Origin of the sequence: Streptomyces sp. M41(2017) (assembly GCF_002078175.1) — a bacterium.
Classification (GTDB): domain Bacteria; phylum Actinomycetota; class Actinomycetes; order Streptomycetales; family Streptomycetaceae; genus Streptomyces.
The window spans coordinates 839,305-860,696 of sequence record NZ_MWFK01000002.1 but is presented as its reverse complement, the minus strand read 5'-3'; the positions used below and the strand labels follow the sequence as shown (position 1 = coordinate 860,696).

18 protein-coding genes are annotated in these 21,392 nt (G+C 71.4%); 10 read left to right on the top strand and 8 right to left on the bottom strand.

Translation table 11 applies throughout. The annotated features are described in order from the left end of the window. Window positions 1–39: 39 nt before the first annotated feature. The 3 genes from B0675_RS29400 (at window position 40) to B0675_RS29390 (ending at window position 3,441) form a co-directional block, all read left to right on the top strand. Window positions 40–1,695, top strand: coding sequence for a sulfite oxidase (locus tag B0675_RS29400; protein WP_081222632.1), 1,656 nt, complete (start codon window positions 40–42; stop codon window positions 1,693–1,695). Between the two features lie 112 nt (window positions 1,696–1,807). Continuing rightward, window positions 1,808–2,458 (top strand): helix-turn-helix transcriptional regulator, encoded by a 651-nt coding sequence (locus B0675_RS42250; RefSeq protein WP_081222631.1) that lies wholly within the window; start codon window positions 1,808–1,810, stop codon window positions 2,456–2,458. 125 nt (window positions 2,459–2,583) lie between these two features. Continuing rightward, entirely contained in the window at window positions 2,584–3,441 is an 858-nt protein-coding gene (locus B0675_RS29390; RefSeq protein ID WP_081222630.1) for a DMT family transporter, read from the top strand. Between the two features lie 93 nt (window positions 3,442–3,534). On the opposite strand, the gene B0675_RS29385 is transcribed toward B0675_RS29390, so the two are convergent. From B0675_RS29385 to B0675_RS29370, 4 genes are all read right to left on the bottom strand, one after another. Next, window positions 3,535–3,960 carry an SsgA family sporulation/cell division regulator gene (locus B0675_RS29385; RefSeq protein WP_081222629.1) on the bottom strand — a complete coding sequence of 142 codons (426 nt, stop codon included), beginning with the start codon at window positions 3,958–3,960 and terminating at the stop codon, window positions 3,535–3,537. A gap of 252 nt (window positions 3,961–4,212) precedes the next feature. Next, window positions 4,213–6,639 carry a SpoIIE family protein phosphatase gene (locus tag B0675_RS29380; protein ID WP_107482939.1) on the bottom strand — a complete coding sequence of 809 codons (2,427 nt, stop codon included), beginning with the start codon at window positions 6,637–6,639 and terminating at the stop codon, window positions 4,213–4,215. A gap of 162 nt (window positions 6,640–6,801) precedes the next feature. Continuing rightward, window positions 6,802–11,073 carry a HAMP domain-containing protein gene (locus B0675_RS29375; protein WP_081222627.1) on the bottom strand — a complete coding sequence of 1,424 codons (4,272 nt, stop codon included), beginning with the start codon at window positions 11,071–11,073 and terminating at the stop codon, window positions 6,802–6,804. 357 nt (window positions 11,074–11,430) lie between these two features. Next, a complete protein-coding gene (locus B0675_RS29370) occupies window positions 11,431–12,312 on the bottom strand; it encodes an RNA polymerase sigma factor SigF (RefSeq protein WP_081223956.1) in 882 nt (293 codons plus the stop codon). Between the two features lie 422 nt (window positions 12,313–12,734). On the opposite strand from B0675_RS29370, the gene B0675_RS29365 reads away from it, so the two are divergent. Continuing rightward, window positions 12,735–13,670 carry a sensor histidine kinase gene (locus B0675_RS29365; protein ID WP_081223955.1) on the top strand — a complete coding sequence of 312 codons (936 nt, stop codon included), beginning with the start codon at window positions 12,735–12,737 and terminating at the stop codon, window positions 13,668–13,670. A 131-nt stretch (window positions 13,671–13,801) separates the two neighbouring features. Here the strand turns inward: B0675_RS29365 and B0675_RS29360 are convergent, their stop codons facing one another. Continuing rightward, window positions 13,802–14,359: a DNA starvation/stationary phase protection protein gene (locus tag B0675_RS29360; RefSeq protein WP_081222626.1), complete on the bottom strand. Its 558-nt coding sequence runs from the start codon at window positions 14,357–14,359 to the stop codon at window positions 13,802–13,804. Window positions 14,360–14,665: 306 nt separating this feature from the next. Between B0675_RS29360 and B0675_RS42620 the strand changes: the two genes are divergently transcribed. Continuing rightward, a complete protein-coding gene (locus B0675_RS42620) occupies window positions 14,666–15,025 on the top strand; it encodes a DUF5133 domain-containing protein (protein WP_081222625.1) in 360 nt (119 codons plus the stop codon). Between the two features lie 103 nt (window positions 15,026–15,128). Here the strand turns inward: B0675_RS42620 and B0675_RS29350 are convergent, their stop codons facing one another. Continuing rightward, on the bottom strand, window positions 15,129–15,530 hold the full coding sequence (locus B0675_RS29350) for an STAS domain-containing protein (protein WP_081222624.1): 402 nt from the start codon (window positions 15,528–15,530) through the stop codon (window positions 15,129–15,131). Between the two features lie 450 nt (window positions 15,531–15,980). Between B0675_RS29350 and B0675_RS29345 the strand changes: the two genes are divergently transcribed. Beyond that, entirely contained in the window at window positions 15,981–16,424 is a 444-nt protein-coding gene (locus B0675_RS29345; RefSeq protein WP_143661132.1) for a hypothetical protein, read from the top strand. Between the two features lie 86 nt (window positions 16,425–16,510). Here B0675_RS29345 and B0675_RS29340 read toward each other — a convergent pair whose 3' ends face one another. Further along, the gene (locus tag B0675_RS29340) at window positions 16,511–17,095 is read right to left on the bottom strand and encodes a DUF4383 domain-containing protein (protein ID WP_081222622.1); all 585 of its coding nucleotides are present in this window, start codon (window positions 17,093–17,095) and stop codon (window positions 16,511–16,513) included. Between the two features lie 127 nt (window positions 17,096–17,222). Beyond that, entirely contained in the window at window positions 17,223–17,684 is a 462-nt protein-coding gene (locus tag B0675_RS29335) for an SRPBCC family protein (RefSeq protein ID WP_081222621.1), read from the bottom strand. 169 nt (window positions 17,685–17,853) lie between these two features. On the opposite strand from B0675_RS29335, the gene B0675_RS40760 reads away from it, so the two are divergent. From B0675_RS40760 to B0675_RS29320, 4 genes are all read left to right on the top strand, one after another. Next, a complete protein-coding gene (locus B0675_RS40760) occupies window positions 17,854–18,030 on the top strand; it encodes a hypothetical protein (protein WP_107482873.1) in 177 nt (58 codons plus the stop codon). 178 nt (window positions 18,031–18,208) lie between these two features. Beyond that, complete coding sequence (locus B0675_RS29330) at window positions 18,209–19,876, top strand: PP2C family protein-serine/threonine phosphatase (protein ID WP_107482872.1); 1,668 nt, start codon at window positions 18,209–18,211, stop codon at window positions 19,874–19,876. After that, entirely contained in the window at window positions 19,873–20,976 is a 1,104-nt protein-coding gene (locus tag B0675_RS29325) for a cobalamin-dependent protein (protein WP_081222619.1), read from the top strand. Before B0675_RS29330 ends, B0675_RS29325 begins: the two co-directional genes overlap by 4 nt. Continuing rightward, entirely contained in the window at window positions 20,973–21,356 is a 384-nt protein-coding gene (locus B0675_RS29320) for an STAS domain-containing protein (protein ID WP_081222618.1), read from the top strand. Before B0675_RS29325 ends, B0675_RS29320 begins: the two co-directional genes overlap by 4 nt. Window positions 21,357–21,392: the final 36 nt, after the last annotated feature.

The window sequence follows — 21,392 nt, the reverse complement described above, 5'->3', positions numbered from 1 at the left end:
ACCAATCCGCGGGGCCGCCGGAATCGGATTCCTCTCGTGATGACAGGACAGAAGGACCGGAATGCGCGGAAGAATTGGGTGCGCTACCCGCTGGGTGCGCTGAGTGGATTTCTCGCCGGATTCGCCGCCCTCGCCATGGCCGAACTGGTTTCCGCGCTCGTACGGCCGGAAGCGGGTCCGATCGTCGCCGTGGGGGGCGCCGCCATCGACCGCACACCGCCCGCGGTGAAGGACTGGGCGATCCGGCATTTCGGCACGAACGACAAGCTCGTCCTCCAGCTCGGCATCCTGGTCGTCCTCGCCCTGTTCGCGGGCGTGCTGGGCGCTTTCGCCGTCCGTCATCGCCGCGCCGGAGCGGCGGGCGTGCTCCTGTTCGGTGTCATCGGCGGTGCCGCCGCGCTCAGCCGGCCCGATTCCACGAGCTGGACCGACGCGCTGCCGTCGGTGGCCGGGGCACTGTGTGGCGCCGCCCTCCTGTACGTGCTGGTCGGACGGCTCTCCGTCGCCCGGCCGGCACCCTCCGCGCCGGACCCCCAGCCGGACGAGAACCACTCCACGGCGACCGGCGGAGCTGCCGCCCCGGCCGTCGCGTCGAGGGAGTCCGGCTGGGACCGGCGCGGATTCATCATCGCGGCCACCGCGGCGGCCGCGGCCTCGGCCGGAGCGGGAGCCCTGGGCCGTTCGCTGAACGGCAACCGCGGCCAGGACGCCGTCGCCTCGCGCGACAAACTGGTGCTGCCGGCCGCGTCCTCCCGGGCCAGGCCCGTCCCCGGCGGCGCGCAGCTCCGTATCCCCGGGATCAGCCCCTTCGTGACCCCGAACGGCGACTTCTACCGCGTCGACACGGCCCTGGTGGTCCCCAAGGTCGACGCGAACGCCTGGCGGCTGAGGATCCACGGCAAGGGCGTGACCCGCCCGACGACCTTCACGTTCGACGACCTGCTCCGGCGCGAGCTGATCGAGCGGAACATCACGCTGACCTGCGTCTCCAACGAGGTCGGCGGCCCCTACGTCGGAAACGCCCGCTGGATCGGAGTGCGGCTCGCCGACCTCCTCGCCGAATGCGGAGTCCGGCCGCCGTCCAAGGGCGGTCCCGCCGATCAGCTGGTGGCCCGCTCGGTGGACGGCATGACGATCGGCAGTCCCGTGGACGACGTGATGGACGGCCGGGACGCGATGCTCGCCGTGGGAATGAACGGGCAGCCGCTGCCCTTCGAGCACGGCTTCCCGGTACGGATGCTCGTCCCCGGCCTCTACGGCTACGTGTCGGCGTGCAAGTGGATCAAGGACATCGAGCTGACCACCTTCGACGCCTACGACCCGTACTGGGTCAAGCGGAAGTGGGCACGCAGGGCACCGATCAAGACCGAGTCGCGCATCGACACGCCGAAGCCCTTCGCGCGGCCGAAGGCGGGCACCGTCATGGTCGCCGGGGTCGCCTGGGCGCAGCACCGGGGGATCGACAAGGTCGAGGTGCGGGTCGACGACGGAGCGTGGCAGGAGGCACGCCTGGCGTCCGAGGACACCGTCGACACCTGGCGGCAGTGGTCGTTCCCCTGGCAGGCCACGAGCGGTGGGCACACCCTCACCGTGCGGGCCACCGACCGCACGGGCCGGGTGCAGACGGCCAAGCGCACCCAGACGATTCCGGACGGCGCCAGCGGCCGGCACTCCGTGGTCGTCACCGTCGACTGACGACTCCACGCCGGGGCGGACCGCACAGGGGCCACGCTTCGCCCGCTACTGCGGACGGGTGTATTGCCCGAACGGACAGTCACATGACCTGGAGTGCGGTTGTCCTACGGTCATGACGACCGACCTCCTCGCGCACCCGTCGCATCCCATGCCGTCCCACCCGCGCCGCCATGACGGCATGTCCCCCCTCCCGGCGCCCGAGGCCAGGGAGCGGTTGCGGCGCTCCTGGGGCCTGTCCGAACGGCAGGTGGCGACCGCGTTCGGGGTGACTCCGGCGACGGTCCGTTCCTGGGAGGCGGGCCGCACCGCGCCCACGGGCCGGCGCCGGGCCGCCTACGCGGCGTTCCTCAGCGGCCTGGCCCAGGGCCTCGCCCCCATGGCACTCGCGGACCCGCCCCCGGCCCCGGCGAAGAAGCGAACCGCGCCTCCGCCGAAGAAGAGAGCGTCGGCCCCGCCGAAGAAGGGGACCCCGGTCGCCCTGGCCCTGGCCCTGGCCCCGTCACCGGTGAGGTCGCCCACTCCGCCGCCACGCAACGCGTCGGCGTCCCGCCCGTCCCGGCCGGCGACGCCACCGCCCGCCACCGTGATCGTGTCGACCCGGCCGCTCGCGGAGCCGGCCAGGAGGTCGGCCGGCCTGCCGGTCGCAGGCGGACCCGACCCGGTGTCGGCGGCCCGCCGACGCAGGCTCCGCCTCGCGGCCGTCGCCGCCGGTGTGTGGCTGACCTTCGTCCACCTCATGGTCACCACGGGCCCGTCCTGGTGAACGACGTCCTCGCAAGAAGTCCCGTTCGGAGCGCCGGGTGAGGGCACGGGGAGCTTCCGGCGGGCGGCCGTCCGACCGGCGGGCCCGGGATGCCACCGCCCGCCGTCCCGGGGCATGGTGGAGGGGTGATAGCGCTGGCCGTACTGTTCGCCCTGCTGGGAGCCGCCAGCAACGCCATGGGAACGGCGTTCCAGCGCAAGGCGGCCGCCCGCGTCCCCGAGGGCGGCGGACTGCGGCTCATCCTGGAACTCGCCCGGCAGCCCGCCTGGCTGATCGGCATCGCCGGGGTGGCCGGAGCGGCGCTCTTCCAGGCCCTCGCGCTGGTGAACGGACCTCTGTCCCTGGTCCAGCCGCTGTTCATCCTGGAGCTGCCGTTCGCCCTGATGATCGCCATTCCGCTGCTGCACCGCAGCCTTCCGGGCGCGGGATGGTGGGCCGTCGCGGGAGTGGTGGCCGGCCTCGGTCTGGTTCTCGTCGCCGCCGACCCGTCGGGAGCGGACACCTCCGCCCCCATGGCCCGCTGGATCCCGATCCTGATCCTGTGCCTCTCGGCGGTCGCCGTCGCCGTCGTGGTCTCACGCCCCGGACGACCGCCGCTGTTCCGTGCTGCCGTGCTGGGGTCTGCGTCGGCCATCAGCAACGCTCTGACCGCCGCGCTCCTGAAGTCGGCCGTCGGCACGCTGGAGGACGACGGCTTCGTCGCCTTCCTGAGCGTGTGGCAGACGTACGGGTTCGTCGTGACCGGCATCGGCGCCGTGCTGCTGCTGGAGAACGCGCTCCAGGCGGGCCCGTTGGCCGCCTCGCAGCCCGCCCTCACGATCGGCGACGCGACGGTGAGCCTGTTCCTCGGCGTCTTCCTCTTCGGAGAGACCATCCGCACCGGCTGGTGGCTGCTGCCCGAACTGGCCGGAGCCGGGCTCGTCCTGTGGGGTGTCCTGCGGCTGACCCGCGTGGTGCCGCACGTGGGGGAACTCGCCCACTGACCGGCCGTCGCACCGCCGCCCACGGAGCTTCGGCGGTCGCGACGCCGGGAGGCCGACGGGGACCACACTCCGGCAGGCGGCCCCCGGGCCGCCTCAGCTGCCGGCGATGACCTCCGCGAGGAACCCGTCGAGGGAGACCCGTTCCTCGCCGGGTGCGACGATCCGGTGGGTCTCGTCCAGGAACGACAGGACCGCGGGGGCCCACCCGACGACCACCGCGTGCTGCCGCCCGCCGTCGGAGTGGGGGCGGCCGAAGAACTCCAGCCGCACCTCCCGCCAGATGCCGGTGGCCCGCGGACCGATGCGCACGTCCCCTTCGCCGACCGGACGCTCGATCCCCTCGGCCAGCATCTCGCGGTCGAGCCGCCACCGGGCGAGCACCAGACCGTCGTGACTGAAGGTCATGGTGACGGCGAACGGATCGTCGGCGCGATACGCGAGGTGAGCCATGACGGGGGAGCGCCCGGTGGTCTCGGTGACCAGCTGCATGACGAGCGTTCGGCGCACGGATGTGATCAAGACAGGCCCCTGGGGAAGGACGGACGGAGACCTCCCTAGTACCCGCACCGACCGCGCCATGCTGCTCCATCCGGGGGAAAGAAGCGCGGAAACCCGTGTGCATACAGCGCTGAGAGCGGGGCACCAGCATGCTGAGACAGCTTGAGGACGCCATCCCCCCTGGCGGACCCGAGCTTCGCGGCCCCGCAGGCAGTCACCCCCCCCGGCTGTCGGCGGGGCCGCCTCACGTCTCCGGTCCCGGACCGGCGCCCGTCAGCCGACGGCACCTCCGGACCCGTCGGCCTCGCCCCCCGGCTTCTCCGTGCCGTCCCCGGGTTCTGTCCCCTCCACCTGGATTCCGACGATGCACGTGTCGTCGTCCGTATCGGACCTGCTGTACGTCAGCAGCCGGTCGAGCTGGTGGTCCAGGGTCCGGGAGGTCGTACGCGCGGCCTGGAGCAGTTGGCGCAGCGACACCTCCACCGAACGGTCGCGCCGCTCGATCAGACCGTCCGTGAACATCAACAGCGTGTCGTGGACGGCGAGTTGCACCTCGTCCTCCTCGAACGTCGCCTCGGGCACGGCGCCGAGCAGGATGCCCTTGATCAAAGGGAGCGGGGCGGCGTCCGCGTCACGGACCAGTACGGGCGGCAGATGCCCGGCCCGGGCCCAGCGCAGCACACGGCGGCGCGGATCGTAGATGCCGCACACCGCCGTGGCGGTGACCCCACCGGTCAGATGGTGCGCCACGGCGTTCAGCCACGACAGCAGCTGGCCCGGTCCGGCACCCGTCACGGCCAGTCCGCGCAGCGCGTTGCGCAGCACCACCATGCTGGTGGCGGCCTCTATGCCGTGTCCCGCGACGTCCCCGACGCACAGCAGGACCAGACCGGAGGGCAGGACGACGGCGTCGTACCAGTCGCCGCCGACGAGCTGCTCGGTCTCCGCGGGGCGGTAGCGGACCGCCACGCCGAGCCCCGGCGCCCGCAGCGGAGCCTGGGTGGGCGGCATGATCGCGTGCTGCAGCTGGAGGGTCAGCCGGTTGCGCTCGTGGGCCTGCTGCTCGGTGTGGGCGAGCTGGTCGCGGGTGACGGCCAGGGCGACCTCGGTCCAGTGCTGCGCCGAGATGTCCTGGTAGGCGCCGCGGACGACGAACAACCGGTCCTCGGCGTCGAGCACCGGCTCGGCCACCATCCGGATGTGCCGGGTGACCCCGTCGGGCCGCTGCAGCCGGAACGCGGCCGACGCGGGCCGCCGATGGTGCAGGACCGTCCGCAGGAAGCGGCCGATGGTCACGGCGTCGTCCGGATGCGTGTGCGTGGACAGCTCCTCCAAGGGCACCGGCCCGACCGAGGGGGAACGGCCGTACAGGTCGAAGAGGGTGTCGTTCCAGGTGGTCTCGCCGGTCACCAGGTTCTCCTCGAACCCACCGATCCTGCCGAGCCGTTGGGCGTGCTGGAGCAGGCTCGCCAGCCGCGCCGTCTCGTCCTCGATACGCCAGATGAACAGCAGTGCCCCGCCGTGCCGGCTGACGCTGATGTCGGCCACCGACGACAGCGGCACCTGGTCGACCAGCGCCGTGAGGTCCATCCGGCGGGCCCGGAACGGCTCCCCGGTGGCATGCACCCGCTCGATGCACCGGAACAGCTCGCTGTCCCCGGCGGCCATCGGGTAGGCCTCCAGCAGCAGCGCGCCCTGGACACTTCCCCGGGGCCGGCCGGCCGGGTCGAGGAACCGGCTGTTCACATGGCGGATGCGGAAGTCGGCCAGCCGCCCCCGGTCGTCCAGGTACGGCACCAGCACGAGAGCGGGATCGTGCAACCCGTCGACCAGGTCGACCAGTTCGGCGACCTCCGTCGTTCCGCGCGCCTCGCGGTCCTCGCCGGGCGGCACGTGCGTCTCCAGCGTGTGCGAGCACAGCTCCGCCAGCGCCTCGACCTGCCGCACGACCTGCGGAGGCTGCGGTGCCAGCGGGGACGGCCAGACGATTTCGAGGACTCCGTGGACCCGGCCCCCGGAACCGGCGGGGACGGCCACCCGTCCGCCGTCCGGACGGTCCGCGTGCCCGATGGAGGGCAGTCCCGTGCCGGACAGCGCGGTGACCCACTGGGTGGACCGCTCGGTCAGCGCCCGGCGCGCCATCGTCGTCACGCCCGGTGGCACATAGCGCCAGCGTCCGGCCTCGTCGGCCGGGAATCCCGCGCTGCCCGCCAGGGACAGGGAACCGTCCGCGGCGGCCGCCCAGATGGCCACGGCGACGGCCCCGAGCGGGGCCAGCGCGTGCTGGAGCAGGGAGTCGGCGACGGCCTGGGTGTCGTTCGCGGCCAGGGCGCCGCTCTCCGCCGCGCGCAGCCGCACGGCGGGGGAGTCGTGGTCGGACGCGCGCGCCGCCGTGACGGCGAGGAAGGTGCCGGTCACCTCGGAGAGCCGGTCGTGCGCGGCCTGGTTGATGATCTCGACGGCGAGCTGGAGCTGCGGCACCCTCGCCTGCCCGGCCAACTCGGCCAGCTGACGGGCCGCCTGGGCGGGACCGCAGCTCAACCGCTCGACCAGGATGCCCTTGGCCAGCTCGATCAGCGCCCGTCCGTCGGCCTCCAGGTGAGCCGCCCGCACCTCATGGCGCAGCCGCTCGACCGTGGCCGCCAGCCGGCCGACGGGAGAGGGACCGCCCGCGTCCGCCGGGTCCTTTGCCCGTTCCATCTCCGACGTGCCGGACACGTCGTCGACGCCGGCGCCGGTCGGCTCAGGACTGTTCACCGTGCGACTGCTCCTCGGCGGGGACGCCCGAGGGCGCGGGGGAGAGGCGCCGGCGCGGGGGGTTCCCCCGCCGGCCGGCAGCGGCTGTCGGTGCCGGACGCCATGTCACTCTCCGAGCCAGCGGTGGACACAGGCGATGAGGTCATCGGTGTCGACCGGCTTGGTGACATGGTCGCTGGCCCCCGACAGGAGGCTCTTCTCGCGGTCTCCCGGCATGGCCTTCGCGGTCACCGCGATGATCGGCAGGCCCGCGTAGCGCGGCATCTTCCGGATCTCGGCCGTCGCCGCGTACCCGTCCATCTCGGGCATCATCACGTCCATCAGGATCAACGCGATCTCGGGCCGGGCCAGCAGCGTCTCGATGCCCTTCCTGCCGTTCTCCGCGTGCAGCACCTGGAAGCCGTGCAGCTCCAGAATGCCGCTGAGCGCGAAGAGGTTGCGGGCGTCGTCGTCGACGACCAGCACCGTACGGCCGCGGAACGCGTCGTCGATCGGCTGCGCGGGCTGCCGCCGTGCCTCCTCGGCGCGCACCAGCGGCACCACGTCGCCCGGCTGTTCGGCGGACAGGTGCAGGGCGATGCGTTCGCGCAACTCGTCCAGGCTGGACAGGAACTCCAGGGACCGGGCGCCGGAGCGGGACTGCAGCGCCTGTTCCTGCGCGAGGTCCACCCGGCTGCCGTTGTGGACGAGGACCGGTACCGTCGCGAGAGCGGAGTCGCCCTCGACGGCTTCGAGGAAGCGGGCCGTCTCCCCGCCCGGTGGGCCGAGTTCGAGGACGACGCAGTGCCACGGCTCGGCGGCCAGCGCGCTCGCCGCCTCCTGCGCCCCGACGACGGTGACGACGTCGACGGACTCGCGTGCGGCGCCCTCGTCACGGCTGCGCGCGACGTCCCCGACCGCGCTCTCCGCGACCAGCGTCAGCAGCCCCCGCGGCCGGTCCTCGACGACCAGCAGCCGGCGCCTGCGGGAACGGGCCGGGCCGGCCGAACCGGCGATCGCGTGCCGGGTCTCCGCGGGCGCCAACGCGTCCGGTCCCCCCTCGGGCTTCCGGCCGCCGACCAGCAGCGCCTCGAACTCGGGCCGGGCGACCGGCAGGAAGAGGGTGAACGTGCTGCCCTGCCCCGGCACGCTGTCGACGGTGACCGCGCCGCCCAGCAGATGGGCGATCTCCCGGGTGATGGACAGCCCCAGCCCGGTCCCGCCGTATTTGCGGCTGGTCGTGCCGTCGGCCTGCTGGAAGGCGCCGAAGATCGTCTCCAGCTGCTGCTCGGGGATGCCGATGCCGGTGTCCTTGACGCGGAAGGCGGCCACGGTCCCGCCGTGCCGGACGCCCGGCGGGATCTCCTGGTCCGCCGCGGGTTCGATCCGCAGCTCGACGCGCCCGCGCTCGGTGAACTTGACCGCGTTCGACAGCAGGTTGCGCAGCACCTGACGCAGCCGGGAGTCGTCGGTGAGGAGGTCGACGGGGGCGCCGGGCGCGGTGCTGACCGTGAACTCCAGGCTCTTCTGCGAGGTCATGGGCCGGAAGGTGGCCTCGACGTACTCCAGGAGCTGGCGCAGCGGGACCCGTTCGGGGGTGACGTCCATCTTTCCCGCCTCGACCTTGGACAGGTCGAGGATGTCGTTGATCAGCTGGAGCAGGTCGGAGCCCGCGGAGTGGATGATCCCGGCGTACTCGACCTGCTTCGGCGTGAGGTTGCGCGAGGGGTTCTGCGCCAGCAACTGGGCGAGGATGAGGAGGCTGTTGAGCGGGGTCCGCAGTTCGTGGCTCATGTTCGCGAGGAACTCGGACTTGTACTTCGAGGCCAGGGACAGCTGTTGCGCCCGCGCCTCCAGCTCCTGCCGGGCCTGCTCGATCTGCAGGTTCTTCGCCTCGATGTCGCGGTTCTGGGTCGCCAGCAGGGAGGCCTTGTCCTCCAGCTCCGCGTTGGACCGCTGGAGTTCGTCCTGCTGGACCTGCAACTCCTCGGATCGGGCCTGGAGTTCGGCGGTCAGCCGCTGGGACTCGCCGAGCAGCTCGTCGGTGCGGGCGTTGGCGACGATCGTGCTGACGTTGACGCCGATGGTCTCCATCAGCTGTTCCAGGAAGGTCCGGTGGCCCTGCGTGAAGCGCGTCACCGAGGCCAGCTCGATGACGCCGAGCACCTGCTCCTCGACGACGATGGGAAGCACCACGAGAGCGGTCGGTGCCGTCCGTCCGAGGCCGGACGAGATGGTGACGTAGCCCGGCGGCACGTCGTCGACGGTGATGGCGCGGCGGCTGCGCGCGGCCTGGCCCACGAGGGAACGGCCGAGGGGAATCCGGGTGGGCCGCCCCTCCTCGTCGGGGTAGCCGTACGAGCCGACGAGCCGCAGCTCCGTGCCCTTGGCCGTCTCCTCGGCCAGGTAGAACGCGCCGTACTGCGCGGCGACCAGCGGGGTGAGCTCGTCCATGATGAGGTCCGCGACGACGTCCAGGTCGCGATAGCCCTGCATCAGGCCGGAGATCCGCGCCAGGTTCGTCTTGAGCCAGTCCTGCTCCTGGTTGGCGCGCGTGGTCTCACGCAGCGACTCCACCATGGAGTTGATGTTGTCCTTCAGATCGGCGACCTCGCCCGAGGCCTCGACGGTGATGGACCGGGTCAGGTCGCCCTCGGCGACGGCGCTGGTGACCTCGGCGATCGCGCGGACCTGGCGCGTGAGGTTGCCGGCGAGCTCGTTCACGTTCTCGGTCAGCCGCTTCCACGTGCCCGAGACGCCCTCCACCTCCGCCTGGCCGCCGAGCCGGCCCTCGCTGCCGACCTCGCGGGCCACCCGGGTGACCTCCGCCGCGAACGCGGAGAGCTGGTCCACCATCGTGTTGATGGTCGTCTTGAGTTCGAGGATCTCGCCGCGCGCGTCGACGTCGATCTTCTTGGACAGGTCGCCCTTGGCCACGGCCGTCGTCACCAGGGCGATGTTGCGCACCTGGCCGGTGAGGTTGTTGGCCATCGAGTTGACGTTGTCCGTGAGGTCCTTCCAGGTGCCCGCCACGTTCGGTACGTGCGCCTGGCCGCCGAGGCGCCCCTCGGTACCGACCTCGCGGGCGACGCGGGTCACCTCGTCGGCGAACGCGGACAGGGTGTCGACCATCGTGTTGATGACGTCGGCCAGGGCGGCGACCTCGCCCTTCGCCTCCACGGTGATCTTCTGCGACAGGTCGCCGCGGGCCACGGCGGTGGCCACCTGCGCGATGGAGCGGACCTGACCGGTCAGGTTCGACGCCATCACGTTGACGTTGTCGGTGAGGTCCTTCCACGTGCCGGAGACTCCCCGCACGGTGGCCTGCCCGCCCAGGTTGCCGGCCGTGCCGACCTCACGGGCCACCCGGGTCACCTCGTCGGCGAACGCCGAGAGCTGCTCGACCATCGTGTTGATGGTCTCCTTGAGTTCGAGGATCTCGCCGCGGGCGTCGACGGTGATCTTCTGCGACAGGTCGCCCTTGGCCACGGCCGTGGCCACCTGGGCGATCGAGCGGACCTGGGCGGTGAGGTTGCCGGCCATGAAGTTGACGGAGTCGGTGAGGTCCCGCCAGGTGCCCTTGACCCCCTTGACGTCGGCCTGGCCGCCGAGGCGTCCGTCGGTGCCGACCTCGCGGGCGACGCGGGTGACCTCGTCGGCGAACGCGGAGAGCTGGTCGACCATCGTGTTGATGGTGTTCTTGAGTTCGAGGATCTCGCCGCGGGCGTCGACGGTGATCTTCTGCGACAGGTCGCCCTGCGCCACCGCCGTCGTGACCTGCGCGACGTTGCGGACCTGGGCGGTGAGGTTGCCGGCCATGAAGTTGACGGAGTCGGTGAGGTCCCGCCAGACACCTCCGACGCCGGGCACCTGGGCCTGGCCGCCGAGGCGTCCGTCGGTGCCGACCTCGCGGGCGACGCGGGTGACCTCGTCGGCGAACGCGGAGAGCTGGTCGACCATCGTGTTGACGGTCTCCTTCAGCTGGAGGATCTCGCCGCGCGCCGGAACGTCGATCTTCTGCGACAGGTCGCCCTTGGCGACCGCCGTGGCCACCTGGGCGATGTCACGGACCTGGGTGGTGAGGTTGCCGGCCATGGCGTTGACGGAGTCGGTGAGATCGGCCCACGTACCGGAGACGCCCGGCACCTCCGCCTGCCCGCCGAGTGTGCCCTCGGTGCCCACCTCCCGGGCCACCCGGGTGACTTCCGAGGTGAACACCGACAGCTGGTCGACCATGCCGTTGAACACGGTCGCGATGTCCCCGAGGAGGCCGCCGGCCTCGTCGGGGAGCCGGGTGCCGAAGTCGCCGTCGCGCACGGCGGTGAGGCCGGCCAGCAACTGGCGCAACTCCTGTTCGCCCGGGGTCCGCTCGGACGTCCCGCTCGCTGCCCTGGTCATGCCCACCCTCGTTCCGCTCCCCTGGAGTCCCGTGTCACGGAACTCGGAACCACGCCGGGCCCACGGCGGCCCCCACACCTGTCCGTGGAAATTCCGGCGGATCGCGGGTCGTCCCGCCAAGAAAATACGCCGCAGGCTAACCCAGAACGCAGGTCGTGAACAAAGCGTGAGAGATAACTCTTCGGCAGCCGGAAAATGTCGCCGGGAGCAGGAACAAGAGCGTGCGAAGGGATGCACAGGACCCTCTCCGTTCGGAGGGAAGAGCCCGCAAACGGCCAGGTCCCGCCGCCCCACGCCGGACCGGAGTCCTGGCGGGGAACGACGGGACCGTCGAACCGGGTGTGAAGAAGGGAGGGGTCAGGCGATCGAGGGGTCCAGCAGGCCCGTGCGGAGCCGCTTGATGATGCGGGTGATCAGCCGGGAGACGTGCATCTGGGAGATGCCGAGCTCCTCGCCGATCTGGGCCTGGGTGCGCTCCTCGACGAAACGCATGTGGATGATGCGGCGCTGACGGTCGTCCAGCTCGGCGATGAGCGGGGCCAGGGAGTTGAAGTCCTCGACCAGCTCCAGCGACGGGTCGTCCTCACCGAGGAAGTCCGCGAGCACGGCCTCGCCGTCGGCACCGCCGTCGGCGGTCAGCGCGGCGTCGAGCGAGGAGGAGTTGTAGCCGTTCGACGCCTTGCGGGCCTCGATGACCTCTTCCTCGGACAGGGACATCAGCTCGGAGAGCTCGCGCGTGGTGGGGGTGCGGCCGAGGCGGGTGCGCAGCTCCTCCGTCGCCTTGGCGAGCTCGACGCGGGCCTCCTGCAGACGGCGCGGCACATGCACGGCCCAGCTGGTGTCACGGAAGAAGCGCTTGATCTCACCGACGATGTAGGGCACCGCGAAGGAGGTGAACTCGACCTCACGGGTCAGCTCGAACCGGTCGATGGCCTTGATGAGCCCGATCGTGCCGACCTGGACGATGTCCTCCATCTCGCCCTGACTGCGGCTGCGGAAGCGCGCCGCCGCGTACCTGACGAGGGAGAGGTTCATCTCGATGAGGGTGTTGCGCGCGTACTGGTATTCGTGGGTGCCCTCTTCGAGCACCGTGAGGCGGTCGAAGAACTGCCGGGACAGCTCACGCGCGTCCTTCGGGCTGACCTTCAGCGGCTCGGCGATCTGCGGGAGCGTGCCCTCCACCGTCGTCGCCGCCGACTGCGCCGTGTGCGTTGCCTTCGCTGCCGTCACGGCTGTCATGCCGCCCACCCCAAATCGTCCGAAGAAATTGATGCCAGGGCCCGTCTGCCCTGCATCACACCACTCATGCCCCCCGACTCGAAACTTTCTTCAGATCCGTGTCCGGGGCATCCCGGCCCGCCCCGGGACGGGCCATGCCCGGGCCGGTGGAACCGTTCGGATGCACTCCGGCGTATCACTGCTCGAACGGAGACCCGGACGGTTCCGGCGGGCAAAGCGGGGCAAGTGAGGATCAGGCGCGGCCGAGACGGTGCGGGCCACACGGCGGTACCCGGGTCGGCCGGGACGGTCAAGAACGGTCGGCGAGGTGAGACGGTGGAGATCGAGTGGCAACGGAACGGCGGGCGGACGGGGTCCGCCGTGGCGCGCCGAAGGACCGGACCGGCCCGGCGCACCAGCGACGGGAGCCCGGAGGCCGGGTCGTGACGCCGACGGATCGGTGCGACGAATCCTTCGTCCACCCCGCGCTCCTCTATCGCGGTGACCGTGAATACGTGGAGACGACGACGCGCTTCGTCGCGGAGGGCGTAGCCGCCGGGGAACCGGTGGCGGTGGCCGTGCCGACCCGCCGGCTGGATCTGATCCGACGTGCGCTCGGACCGCTGGGCGACGACGTCCGCTGGATCGACATGACCCGGGACGGCCGGAACCCCGGCCGCATCATCCCCTCCGTGCTGCGACGGTTCACCGACACCCACCGGGGGCGGCGGGTCCGGATCATCGGCGAACCCGTGTGGCGCGGCCGTACGGCCGCGGAGTACCCGGCCTGCCTCCAGCACGAGGCCCTGATCAACCGCGCGTTCGACGGCCATGACGTAACGATTCTCTGCCCGTACGACGCGCGGGCCCTCTCCGACGAGGTGATCGCCGACGCGCACGCCACCCACCCCGTCGTCATCAGCGGCGGACAGGAGCGGGTCAGCCCTGCCTTCGATCCGGACGCGGTGTTGGAGCGCTGCAACGAGACGCTGTGCCACCCGCCGGGAGCGGCCACCGTCCGGTTCGACGCGGCGGGCCTGCCGGCCGTCCGTGATTTCGCGGCGGGCGCGGCCCGGGAACGCGGTATGACACCGGCCCGCCTCCAGGACCTGAGCCTCGTCGTCGCGGAGCTCACGACCAACAGCGTCGTGCACGGCGGCGGTTCGGGCACCCTGCGGATCTGGGCCGAGAGCGAGCAGATCGTGTGCGAGGTCCAGGACGCGGGACGGCTGAACGATCCGCTGGCCGGCCGCCGCCCCCTGCGTCCCGAGCAGATCGGTGGACGGGGCCTGTTCCTCGTGCACGTCGTATCGGACCTTGTCCGTGTCCACACGGGGGCTTCCGGCACGACCGTACGAAGCTGCATCGCGCGCGGCTGAGCGGTCGCACGCGAGGCGGCGCACGGGAGCAGGTCGCACGAGGGGACGTCGCAGGAGAGAAGGAAGGGCCCGGACCGATCCCGGTCCGGGCCCTTCTCCCGTCGGCGGCGCGCCGCCGACAGCTCCCGCCGCTACCGGGCGGCCGAGCGCGCGGCGTCCTGCTCCGTGTGGGCGTCGCGCTGGGACAGGGACCCGCCGGAGCTCTCCAGGTGCGCGCGGACGAACCACTGGAACTGTTCGAGTGAACGCAACTGTTCGATGAGCAGGTCCTCGGTGACCGGGTCGATCTTGCCGACCTCGGAGACGGCCGCACGGTGGTCCTCGACGATGCCCGTGTAGACGAGGTCGAGGGCGCCGAGATGGGCGATGGCGTCGGCGCGGCCCACACTGTAGTCGTCCCAGGTCCGTTCGGCGACGAGGGCGCCCGGCGTACCGTGCGGCACGCCGCCCAGCGCCGAGATCCGCTCGGCGGCGTCGTCGGCCATCTCACGGACGCGGTCCACCTGGGGATCGAGCATTTCGTGAACGGCGATGAAATGCGGACCCACCACATTCCAGTGAATGTGCTTCAGCGTCAGCGAAAGGTCGTTGAGAGCGTGCAGGCGCCTGCCCAGCACGTCGATGATCCGGCCGCCGTCGTGCGTGCTGATGCCGGGGACGGTGTACTTCGGTGTCGTGGACGTCGCCATCTTCCATTCCTTCCGCACAGGTTTCTCGCGGGTTCTTTCCGTGGTTCTCGGGGGCGCAGAGGTCCGCCGGCCTGGCGGTTCCGGTGCGACTGCCTGCGGTACCCGTGGCCCCGAGGGCCACGGGACGTGCCCGGACTTTCGAGTGCCCGAGTTCCTCCAGGTCACACCTGTGCCCTACACGTATCTCCTGTGGCGGGATGCGGGCGGAGAAGGCGTTGGGCCAAAAAGGTTGTGAGGGGCACCTGTTGTGAATGAATCGGCTCTCACCGGGCACACGGTCGGAAAATAGAGAGAGGAGCCCTCGCTGTGCTCGTGCCCGACCCGAAGGTTGTCCGGAGACTGCTGACGCGCTACGCGGCTCTGAAGATCGCCTATGCCGAGAAGGAGACGCTGGAGACGGCGCGTCGGCTGGAGGACGTCACGTACACCCTCTGCGTGATGACGGGGAAGACCGGTGTCCATGACGCCGTCGTCGCGGCCGACGCCATGCTCGCGGCCGGAGGCAACCGACGGGAGACCGACAAGAGCACGCTGGTGGCGAGCGGTGGTCCGGGCGCCGTCGCGACGAACGGCATGACGACGGTCCCCGCGCCGATGGCACGGACGCACACGGAGGCAGGGGCGTTGACCGGACAGGGTCCGGTCGTGCCCGGTCCGCGCGGCTGAGAACCGAACGACGACAACGCGGTGGGGCGGACCCTTTCGGGTCCGCCCCACCGCGTTGTCGTCTGTCAGGTACGAACGGTTCCGCTGAAAGGGGCCGGCCGGATCAGGGCGCCGGCGTCCCCGTCCGCTCTTCCTCCTCCTGCAACGAGTCCACCAGCGTCAGCGCCTCGTCGAGGGTCTCCGACACCGACACCGTGAGGCTGACTCCGGTGAGGTCGAGAACCCGCCGTACCGCGGGGGTCGGCGCGATGACGTGCACGCTGCCCGACACCTTGCGCGCTTCCTGATAACTCCGCAGCAGGACGTTCATGCCGGAGGAGTCCATGAACGGGACCGCGGAGAGGTCGATCAGGAATCGGCGCCGTCCGTGATGGAACTGGTTCGCCAGGTGATGCTGCAGCTCCGTGGCCGTGTCGATGTCCAGCGAACCCTCGACGGTCAACAGCACGGCGTCTTCACGGGGCAGCGTCACGTCGATGGACAGCGGTTCCAGCTCTGCGGACACGGTTACCTCCTACGTAAGAACATGGGTATAGGAGGCCTGGCTACCCCGGATGTTCGATTTGACGCACCTCGAACCCCGATCGTCGCAAAGATCGGGGTTCGACACGGCGGTCGCCGCCGGTGTCAGGGACGGCCGCGGAGCTTGCCGAAGAGCCGCTGTGCCTGGGCCCGACGCCGGGGATCCGCCGCGGCACGCCGAATCTCCTCGGCCGTACGTCGTCCCTGGGGACTCCTGGCGAACTCCTTGAGACGCTGCACCATTCCTGGCATGGCATTCCTTCCGGTGCGGGGGTCGGGCTTCTGCAGGCCCGCTTACCCCGTCATCGTCGGGTCAGGCCGGGCGATGCCCGGGCATCCCTGTCCTTCGAAGTCCTTCGAACGGCTGAACTACCTTGGCGGGTCCCGCTCGTTCTCCTCCTGTGAGCATCGTCGAGGCGGAGATGAGGAATCGATGAGCCGACACCGCAAGGGCCGCAGGCACCGCAAGGTGAACATGACGCCGCGTCCGGTCGGACCGAGGAGATCACCGCGCGCAGTGCAGGAGCAGGCCGCCCCCCGCATCGCGGGGGCGACACGGCCCAGTGCTCCGATCCCCGGGCAGGACAGCACCGGCGAGAGGGCGGGCGTCGTGTCGAGGAGGGTCAGCGAGAGCGGCCTGAGCCGGCACGCCGTACGGACCTGGGAACGGCTGGCCGAAGCCGGTACGGACGGAGCCGGGGTGGGTGAACTGAGCGCGACCGTGGGCTTCCAGCGTTCCACCGTGCTCGGCCACCTGAAGGGCCTGGCGGAACTCGGACTGGCCGAGGGTGACGAGAGCGTGTGGCGGGCGACCGGTCCGGTGGAAGGCACGGTGACGCGTGACGGCGTACGGGCCTCCGCCGGGACCGCTTCCTAGAGCGGATGCCTGAAAGGGGCGCTTCTCCCGGACTTCCGTCGGGGAGAAGCGCCCCTTCGTTTCGTGGTGCTCGGCCGCCGGGCGGTTCAGCCCGTGCGGTGCCGGCCGGGTGCGCCGGTCCGTCCGTCGAGGGCCGTCCGGGAGCCGCCCGCGGGAAGGGAGCCGGCCCCGGCGGGCTGCCTGCGCCGGGCCAGGGACTCCCGCGCGGCCTCGCGGGGATGGCGGCGCTGCCAGTACGGGTTGTCGTGCGGCAGCTTGCTCGACACGCGCCCGTACATGCCGAACGTCAGGATCACCAGCCCCATCACGAAGCTGAAGATGACGTTGGTCATGCCGAAACCGAGGATGTTGGCCGGCCGGTCGAGGATGAAGATGTGCACGAATCCGCTGAGCAGGAACAGTGTTCCGACCACCATGTTGAGGCCGGAGGCGACGTTCCCGCCGATGAACCCGCCGACGATCAGCGCGACGCCGACCAGGACGGAGATCAGGCTGAGCGCGCCGTTGCTGGACAGCCCCGCGACGGTGTTCCCGTCGGTGGTGAACGGGCTGAGTTCGTCGGCGAAGCCGAGGCTGCCGAACACGAGCAGCACCACACCGCAGAAGGCCGCACCCCAGCGGTACACAGCACCGAGCTGATGGTCGACCGGCAGTTCGTCCTGGAGCTTCATGCGACGTCCCTTCGCGTACCGGGAGAGGGCATGCGCGCGATGCCCGTAACCTGAGCTTTGCCCCTTTATTCCGATGAAGGCGGCCGGTCGGTTGCACCGCCGGTACGGGAAAACGGCGAAAGCGCGATCAACGGGCCGGGCGCCGCCCGGCGCCGAGGTGACCGTCCACAGCCTCCGGCATCCGCCGGACCACCTCGTCGCCCAGCCGCTCGAACTCCTTGCGGAGGAAGGGGGACGCCAGCCGGGCCACTCCGCGGAACTCGATACGGGCCCGGTAGGTGAGCCGGGTCCCGCCGTCCTCCTCGCCGAAGGTCATGTCGTCCGTCGACGTGGCCGTCCGGTTCCGCCCCACGAAGGTCAGCCGCCGGTCCTCGAAGCGGACCAGCCGGTAGAGGAGCTCGGTGCGCCGCCCGCGGAACTCCGAGACGTTCTGCCACTCCGATCCCTTGGCGACGGCGGCGCCCGCCCGGGCCGGGCGGCAGCTCACCGTCCCCGGGTCCCACTCCTCCGTGTGCGCGAAATCCGCCAGGTACGCCACCACGTCGGGCAGGGGGTGCTGCAGCGTGAGCGTGCGCTCGACCTCGATCATCGGAACTCCCTTGCGCGGTCGTCGGAGGGCATGTTGTACGGAATGCGGCGGGTCCTCCTGTCTTCCGGGCGGGACGGCCCCGCGGATGCAGCGGAATCGGCAACCGACAGAGTGTCGAGTCGCATCCGCTGGGCATCCGGTCTCCACCACTTCGACACAGGGAGACCTCATGCTCGGCATCGTTGCCGCCGTACTGTTTTTCATTTCGTTCCTCATCAACGCGGCGGACATATCGACGAACGACGTGTTCACCTCGACGAACATCATGCTCATCGGTCTCGCCCTGCTCGCCCTGCACGTCGCCGGCGTGGGCAGCGGCTGGGCCACGCGCAGCCGCCGCCGGTGACACCCCCGGGCGGGGTTCCGTCGACGCCGACGCGACGGAACCCCGGCCCGGGTGTCCCCTGTTCGTGTGACATCGCCCGAGTGACTTGCGGTGCACGGAGCGGCCGCGAGATGGTTGCCGGACGGAAACAATCTGTCGTCCGGAAAGGTGGTGGGCCCGCAGACGCGAGCCCTTGCTTGTGGACACTTCCCAGCAGCCTCCTGCCAGCCCGCGGAGCGTCGGCCTCGGCGCCACGTGGGGCTCCGCCCCCTACCCCGTGGTGGTCGCGGACCCATCCGGCGCGGTGATCGACCTGAACGTCGCGGCGGCCGCCCTCTTCCCGGGTGCCGTCACGGGAGCGCCGCTGCGGGACGTCGTCCCCGAATGGCTGGCCGACGCGCACACCCGGCTGCGGACCGACATCCCCGGCCCCCGGCGCTTCGGTCCCGCTCCGGCCGCGAGCGGAGGTGTCGGCGACCGTACGTTCGAGGCGCACCCCACCTGCACCGAGGACGGCGACGTCATGTGGTGGCTGGTCGACGACACCGACCGGCGCCTCGCCGAGGACGCCCTCAGGAGCGAGCGTGAACGCACCGCCTTCCTGGCCGGCGCCTCCAGCGCCCTCCTCTCCTCGCTGAACGTCGAGCGGTGCATGGAGGTCACGGCCCGCCTGGCCGCCGAACACCTCGCCGACGCCGCCGTGATCGTCGCCCCCTCGCGCGGCCGCAAGGTGCCCCTCACCTTCTGCGGCCCGGACGGCGCCCTGGAGCACCGCACGGTGCAGGAGGACGTCGGTCAGCTTCCCGGTCTCAGCGACGCGCTGCGCGGATTCCCGCCGGTGCCCTCCCGCTGGATCGACCCGGCCGGAGTCCCCGGATGGATCGTCCCCGACGGCTTCACCGAACCCGTCGGCTCCGCCGTCGTGACACCGCTGCCCGGCCACGGGGTGCCGGCGGGCGCGCTGATCCTGCTCCGCTCCAGCCACCACGCAGCGTTCACGGAGAGCGAGGAGATCTTCGCCCGCCTCTTCGCCGCACGCGCGGGCGCCGCCATGTCGGCCGCCCGTATGTACGCCGAGCAGGCGGCCATCACCACGACCCTCATGCGTGAACTGCTGCCGCCCCAGCTGCACAGCGTGCACGGCGTGGAGTTCGCCGGGAAATACCGTCCGGCGGGCCAGACCGAACGCGTCGGCGGCGACTTCTACGACGTGCACCCCGGTACCGACGAAGGGCAGGAGTCCCTCGTCATCCTCGGCGACGTCTGCGGCAAGGGCCTGGAAGCCGCCGTACTGACAGGCAAGATCCGCAACACCGTGCAGGCGCTCCTGCCGCTGGCCGCGGACCACCAGCGTCTGCTCGGCCTGCTCAACGGCGCGTTGATGAACTCCCACCACACCCGCTTCGCCACCCTCGCCATCGCCTCCGTCGTCCGCCGCGGCGGTATGGTCCACCTGCGCGTCACCAGCGCGGGCCACCCGCCGCCGCTGATCGTGCGCGCCGACGGCCTGGTCGAACAGGCGAGGACCCGGGGGACCCTGGTCGGTGCGTTCTGGGAGATCAGCTCCACCACGGCCCACGTCGAACTGGCGCCGGGCGAGACCTGCCTGTTCTTCACGGACGGCATCACCGAGGCGAGGGGAGGACCGTTGGGAGACGAACTCTTCGGCGTCCAGCGGCTGGAGAGCGCGCTCGCCCAGTGCGCGGGCATGCCGGCCGAGGCCGTGGTCGAGCACGTCCAGATGCTCGCCGCGCAGTGGGTCGGCCGCGGACTCCACGACGACATGGCGGCCGTCGCGGTCACCGCCCCCCACCACGCGCACCTGAGCGCGGTGAACGGCCACACCAGGGGCAGGTACACCGCGTGAGCGCCGCCTCCACCCAGTACGCCACGGCGACGGCGCTCGGCCCGGCCCGGGACCAACTGTGGGCGGCCGTCCACTCCGGCGACGAGTCCCGCGCCACCGCCGTCGTGCTCGACACGGCCGAGGCGTGCGGAGACCCCGAGACCGTCCTCCTCGACCTCATCGCCCCGGTGCAGGCCAAGGTCGGCATCGAATGGGCGGCGAACCGGCTCACCGTCGCGCAGGAGCACGCCGCGACCGCCATCCACGAGCGGGCGATCGCCGTCCTCACCCACCGGACAGCCCCCCGCCCGGACGTCGCGCGGATCACGGTGGCATGCGTGGACGGCGAGTGGCACGCGCTACCCGCCAGACTCCTGGCGGAGACGCTGCGACTGCGCGGCTGGCGCGTGGACTTCCTCGGCGCCCACGTGCCCACCCCGCACCTCATCGCGCACCTGCACCGGACAGGGCCGCAGGCGGTGGCACTCTCCTCCTCGATCCCCACCCAACTGCCCGCGGCGCACACCGCCATCACGGCCTGTCAGGCAGCGGGCGTGCCCGTCATCGCGGGCGGCGCGGCCTTCGGCCCCGACGGCCGCCACGCCCGCACCCTCGGCGCCGACGCCTGGGCCCCCGACGCCCGGCAGGCGGCGGCCGTGCTCGCCGCGGGGCTCGACCGTCCCGACCCGATGTCGGCTCACCAGACGGTGGACGACCTGCCCCACCTGGCCGACCAGGAGTACACGATGGTCGTCCGGACGGCGCACCAGCTCGTCAAGGCGACCCTCACGGAGCTGGAGAGCCGCTTCCCGCCGATGCGCGGCTACACCGAGGAGCAACACCGGCGTACCGCAGAGGACCTCGCCCACATCGTCGATTTCCTGGGGACGTCCCTGTACATGGCCGACGAGGACCTGTTCGCCGGGTTCATCGTGTGGACCGGCGAGATCCTGGCCGCGCGCCGTGTACCCGCCCGGAGCCTCGACCCCGCACTCGACCTGCTGGCCCTCCAGCTCAAGGATTTCCCGCGCGCCTGCCGCACGCTGGCCCGCGCCCGGGAGGCGCTCCGTACCCGAAGAGCGCCGGCCTTCACGATCCCCGGCCCCGGAAAGCCCGCATGACGACTTCGCATCCACCCTCCTTCACGCTCACCGTCGAGGCCGAGACCACCGATCTGGTGGTCCACGTCCGCGGAGACCTCGACCATGAGACCTGCGACGAGCTGATGACCACCGTCGACCAGAACCTCACCGTCCGGAATTCTGCCGAGGCACCCGTTCTCGACCTGCACCTCGCCTTCGCCGGGCTCCGCGGGATCGACTCGATGGGACTGTCGGCGCTGCTGATGATCCGGCGGCGTACCGACGCCGCCCGCGTCCGCCTCCACCTGGACGAGCGTCCTCCGCATCTGGAACGGCTGCTGCAGATCACCGGGACGCTCGACTACCTCACGGCGCCCTGCGACGTGCGGAAGGGCGACCAGCACCCCGGAACGGGCTGAAGGTCGTGGCGCCGCCGCCGGCCCTCGGGGGCAGGC

Excerpts from the sequence above, each read along its gene's own strand:
- B0675_RS29370 (WP_081223956.1), bottom strand. The coding sequence starts at position 12,312 with ATGACAGCCGTGACGGCAGCGAAGGCAACGCACACGGCGCAGTCGGCG.
- B0675_RS29320 (WP_081222618.1), top strand. The coding sequence starts at position 20,973 with ATGACGACTTCGCATCCACCCTCCTTCACGCTCACCGTCGAGGCCGAG.
- B0675_RS29380 (WP_107482939.1), bottom strand. The coding sequence starts at position 6,639 with ATGGAACGGGCAAAGGACCCGGCGGACGCGGGCGGTCCCTCTCCCGTC.
- B0675_RS29375 (WP_081222627.1), bottom strand. The coding sequence starts at position 11,073 with ATGACCAGGGCAGCGAGCGGGACGTCCGAGCGGACCCCGGGCGAACAG.
- B0675_RS29400 (WP_081222632.1), top strand. The coding sequence starts at position 40 with ATGACAGGACAGAAGGACCGGAATGCGCGGAAGAATTGGGTGCGCTAC.
- B0675_RS29335 (WP_081222621.1), bottom strand. The coding sequence starts at position 17,684 with ATGATCGAGGTCGAGCGCACGCTCACGCTGCAGCACCCCCTGCCCGAC.
- B0675_RS40760 (WP_107482873.1), top strand. The coding sequence starts at position 17,854 with ATGCTCGGCATCGTTGCCGCCGTACTGTTTTTCATTTCGTTCCTCATC.
- B0675_RS42250 (WP_081222631.1), top strand. The coding sequence starts at position 1,808 with ATGACGACCGACCTCCTCGCGCACCCGTCGCATCCCATGCCGTCCCAC.
- B0675_RS29340 (WP_081222622.1), bottom strand. The coding sequence starts at position 17,095 with ATGAAGCTCCAGGACGAACTGCCGGTCGACCATCAGCTCGGTGCTGTG.
- B0675_RS29360 (WP_081222626.1), bottom strand. The coding sequence starts at position 14,359 with ATGGCGACGTCCACGACACCGAAGTACACCGTCCCCGGCATCAGCACG.
- B0675_RS29345 (WP_143661132.1), top strand. The coding sequence starts at position 15,981 with ATGAGCCGACACCGCAAGGGCCGCAGGCACCGCAAGGTGAACATGACG.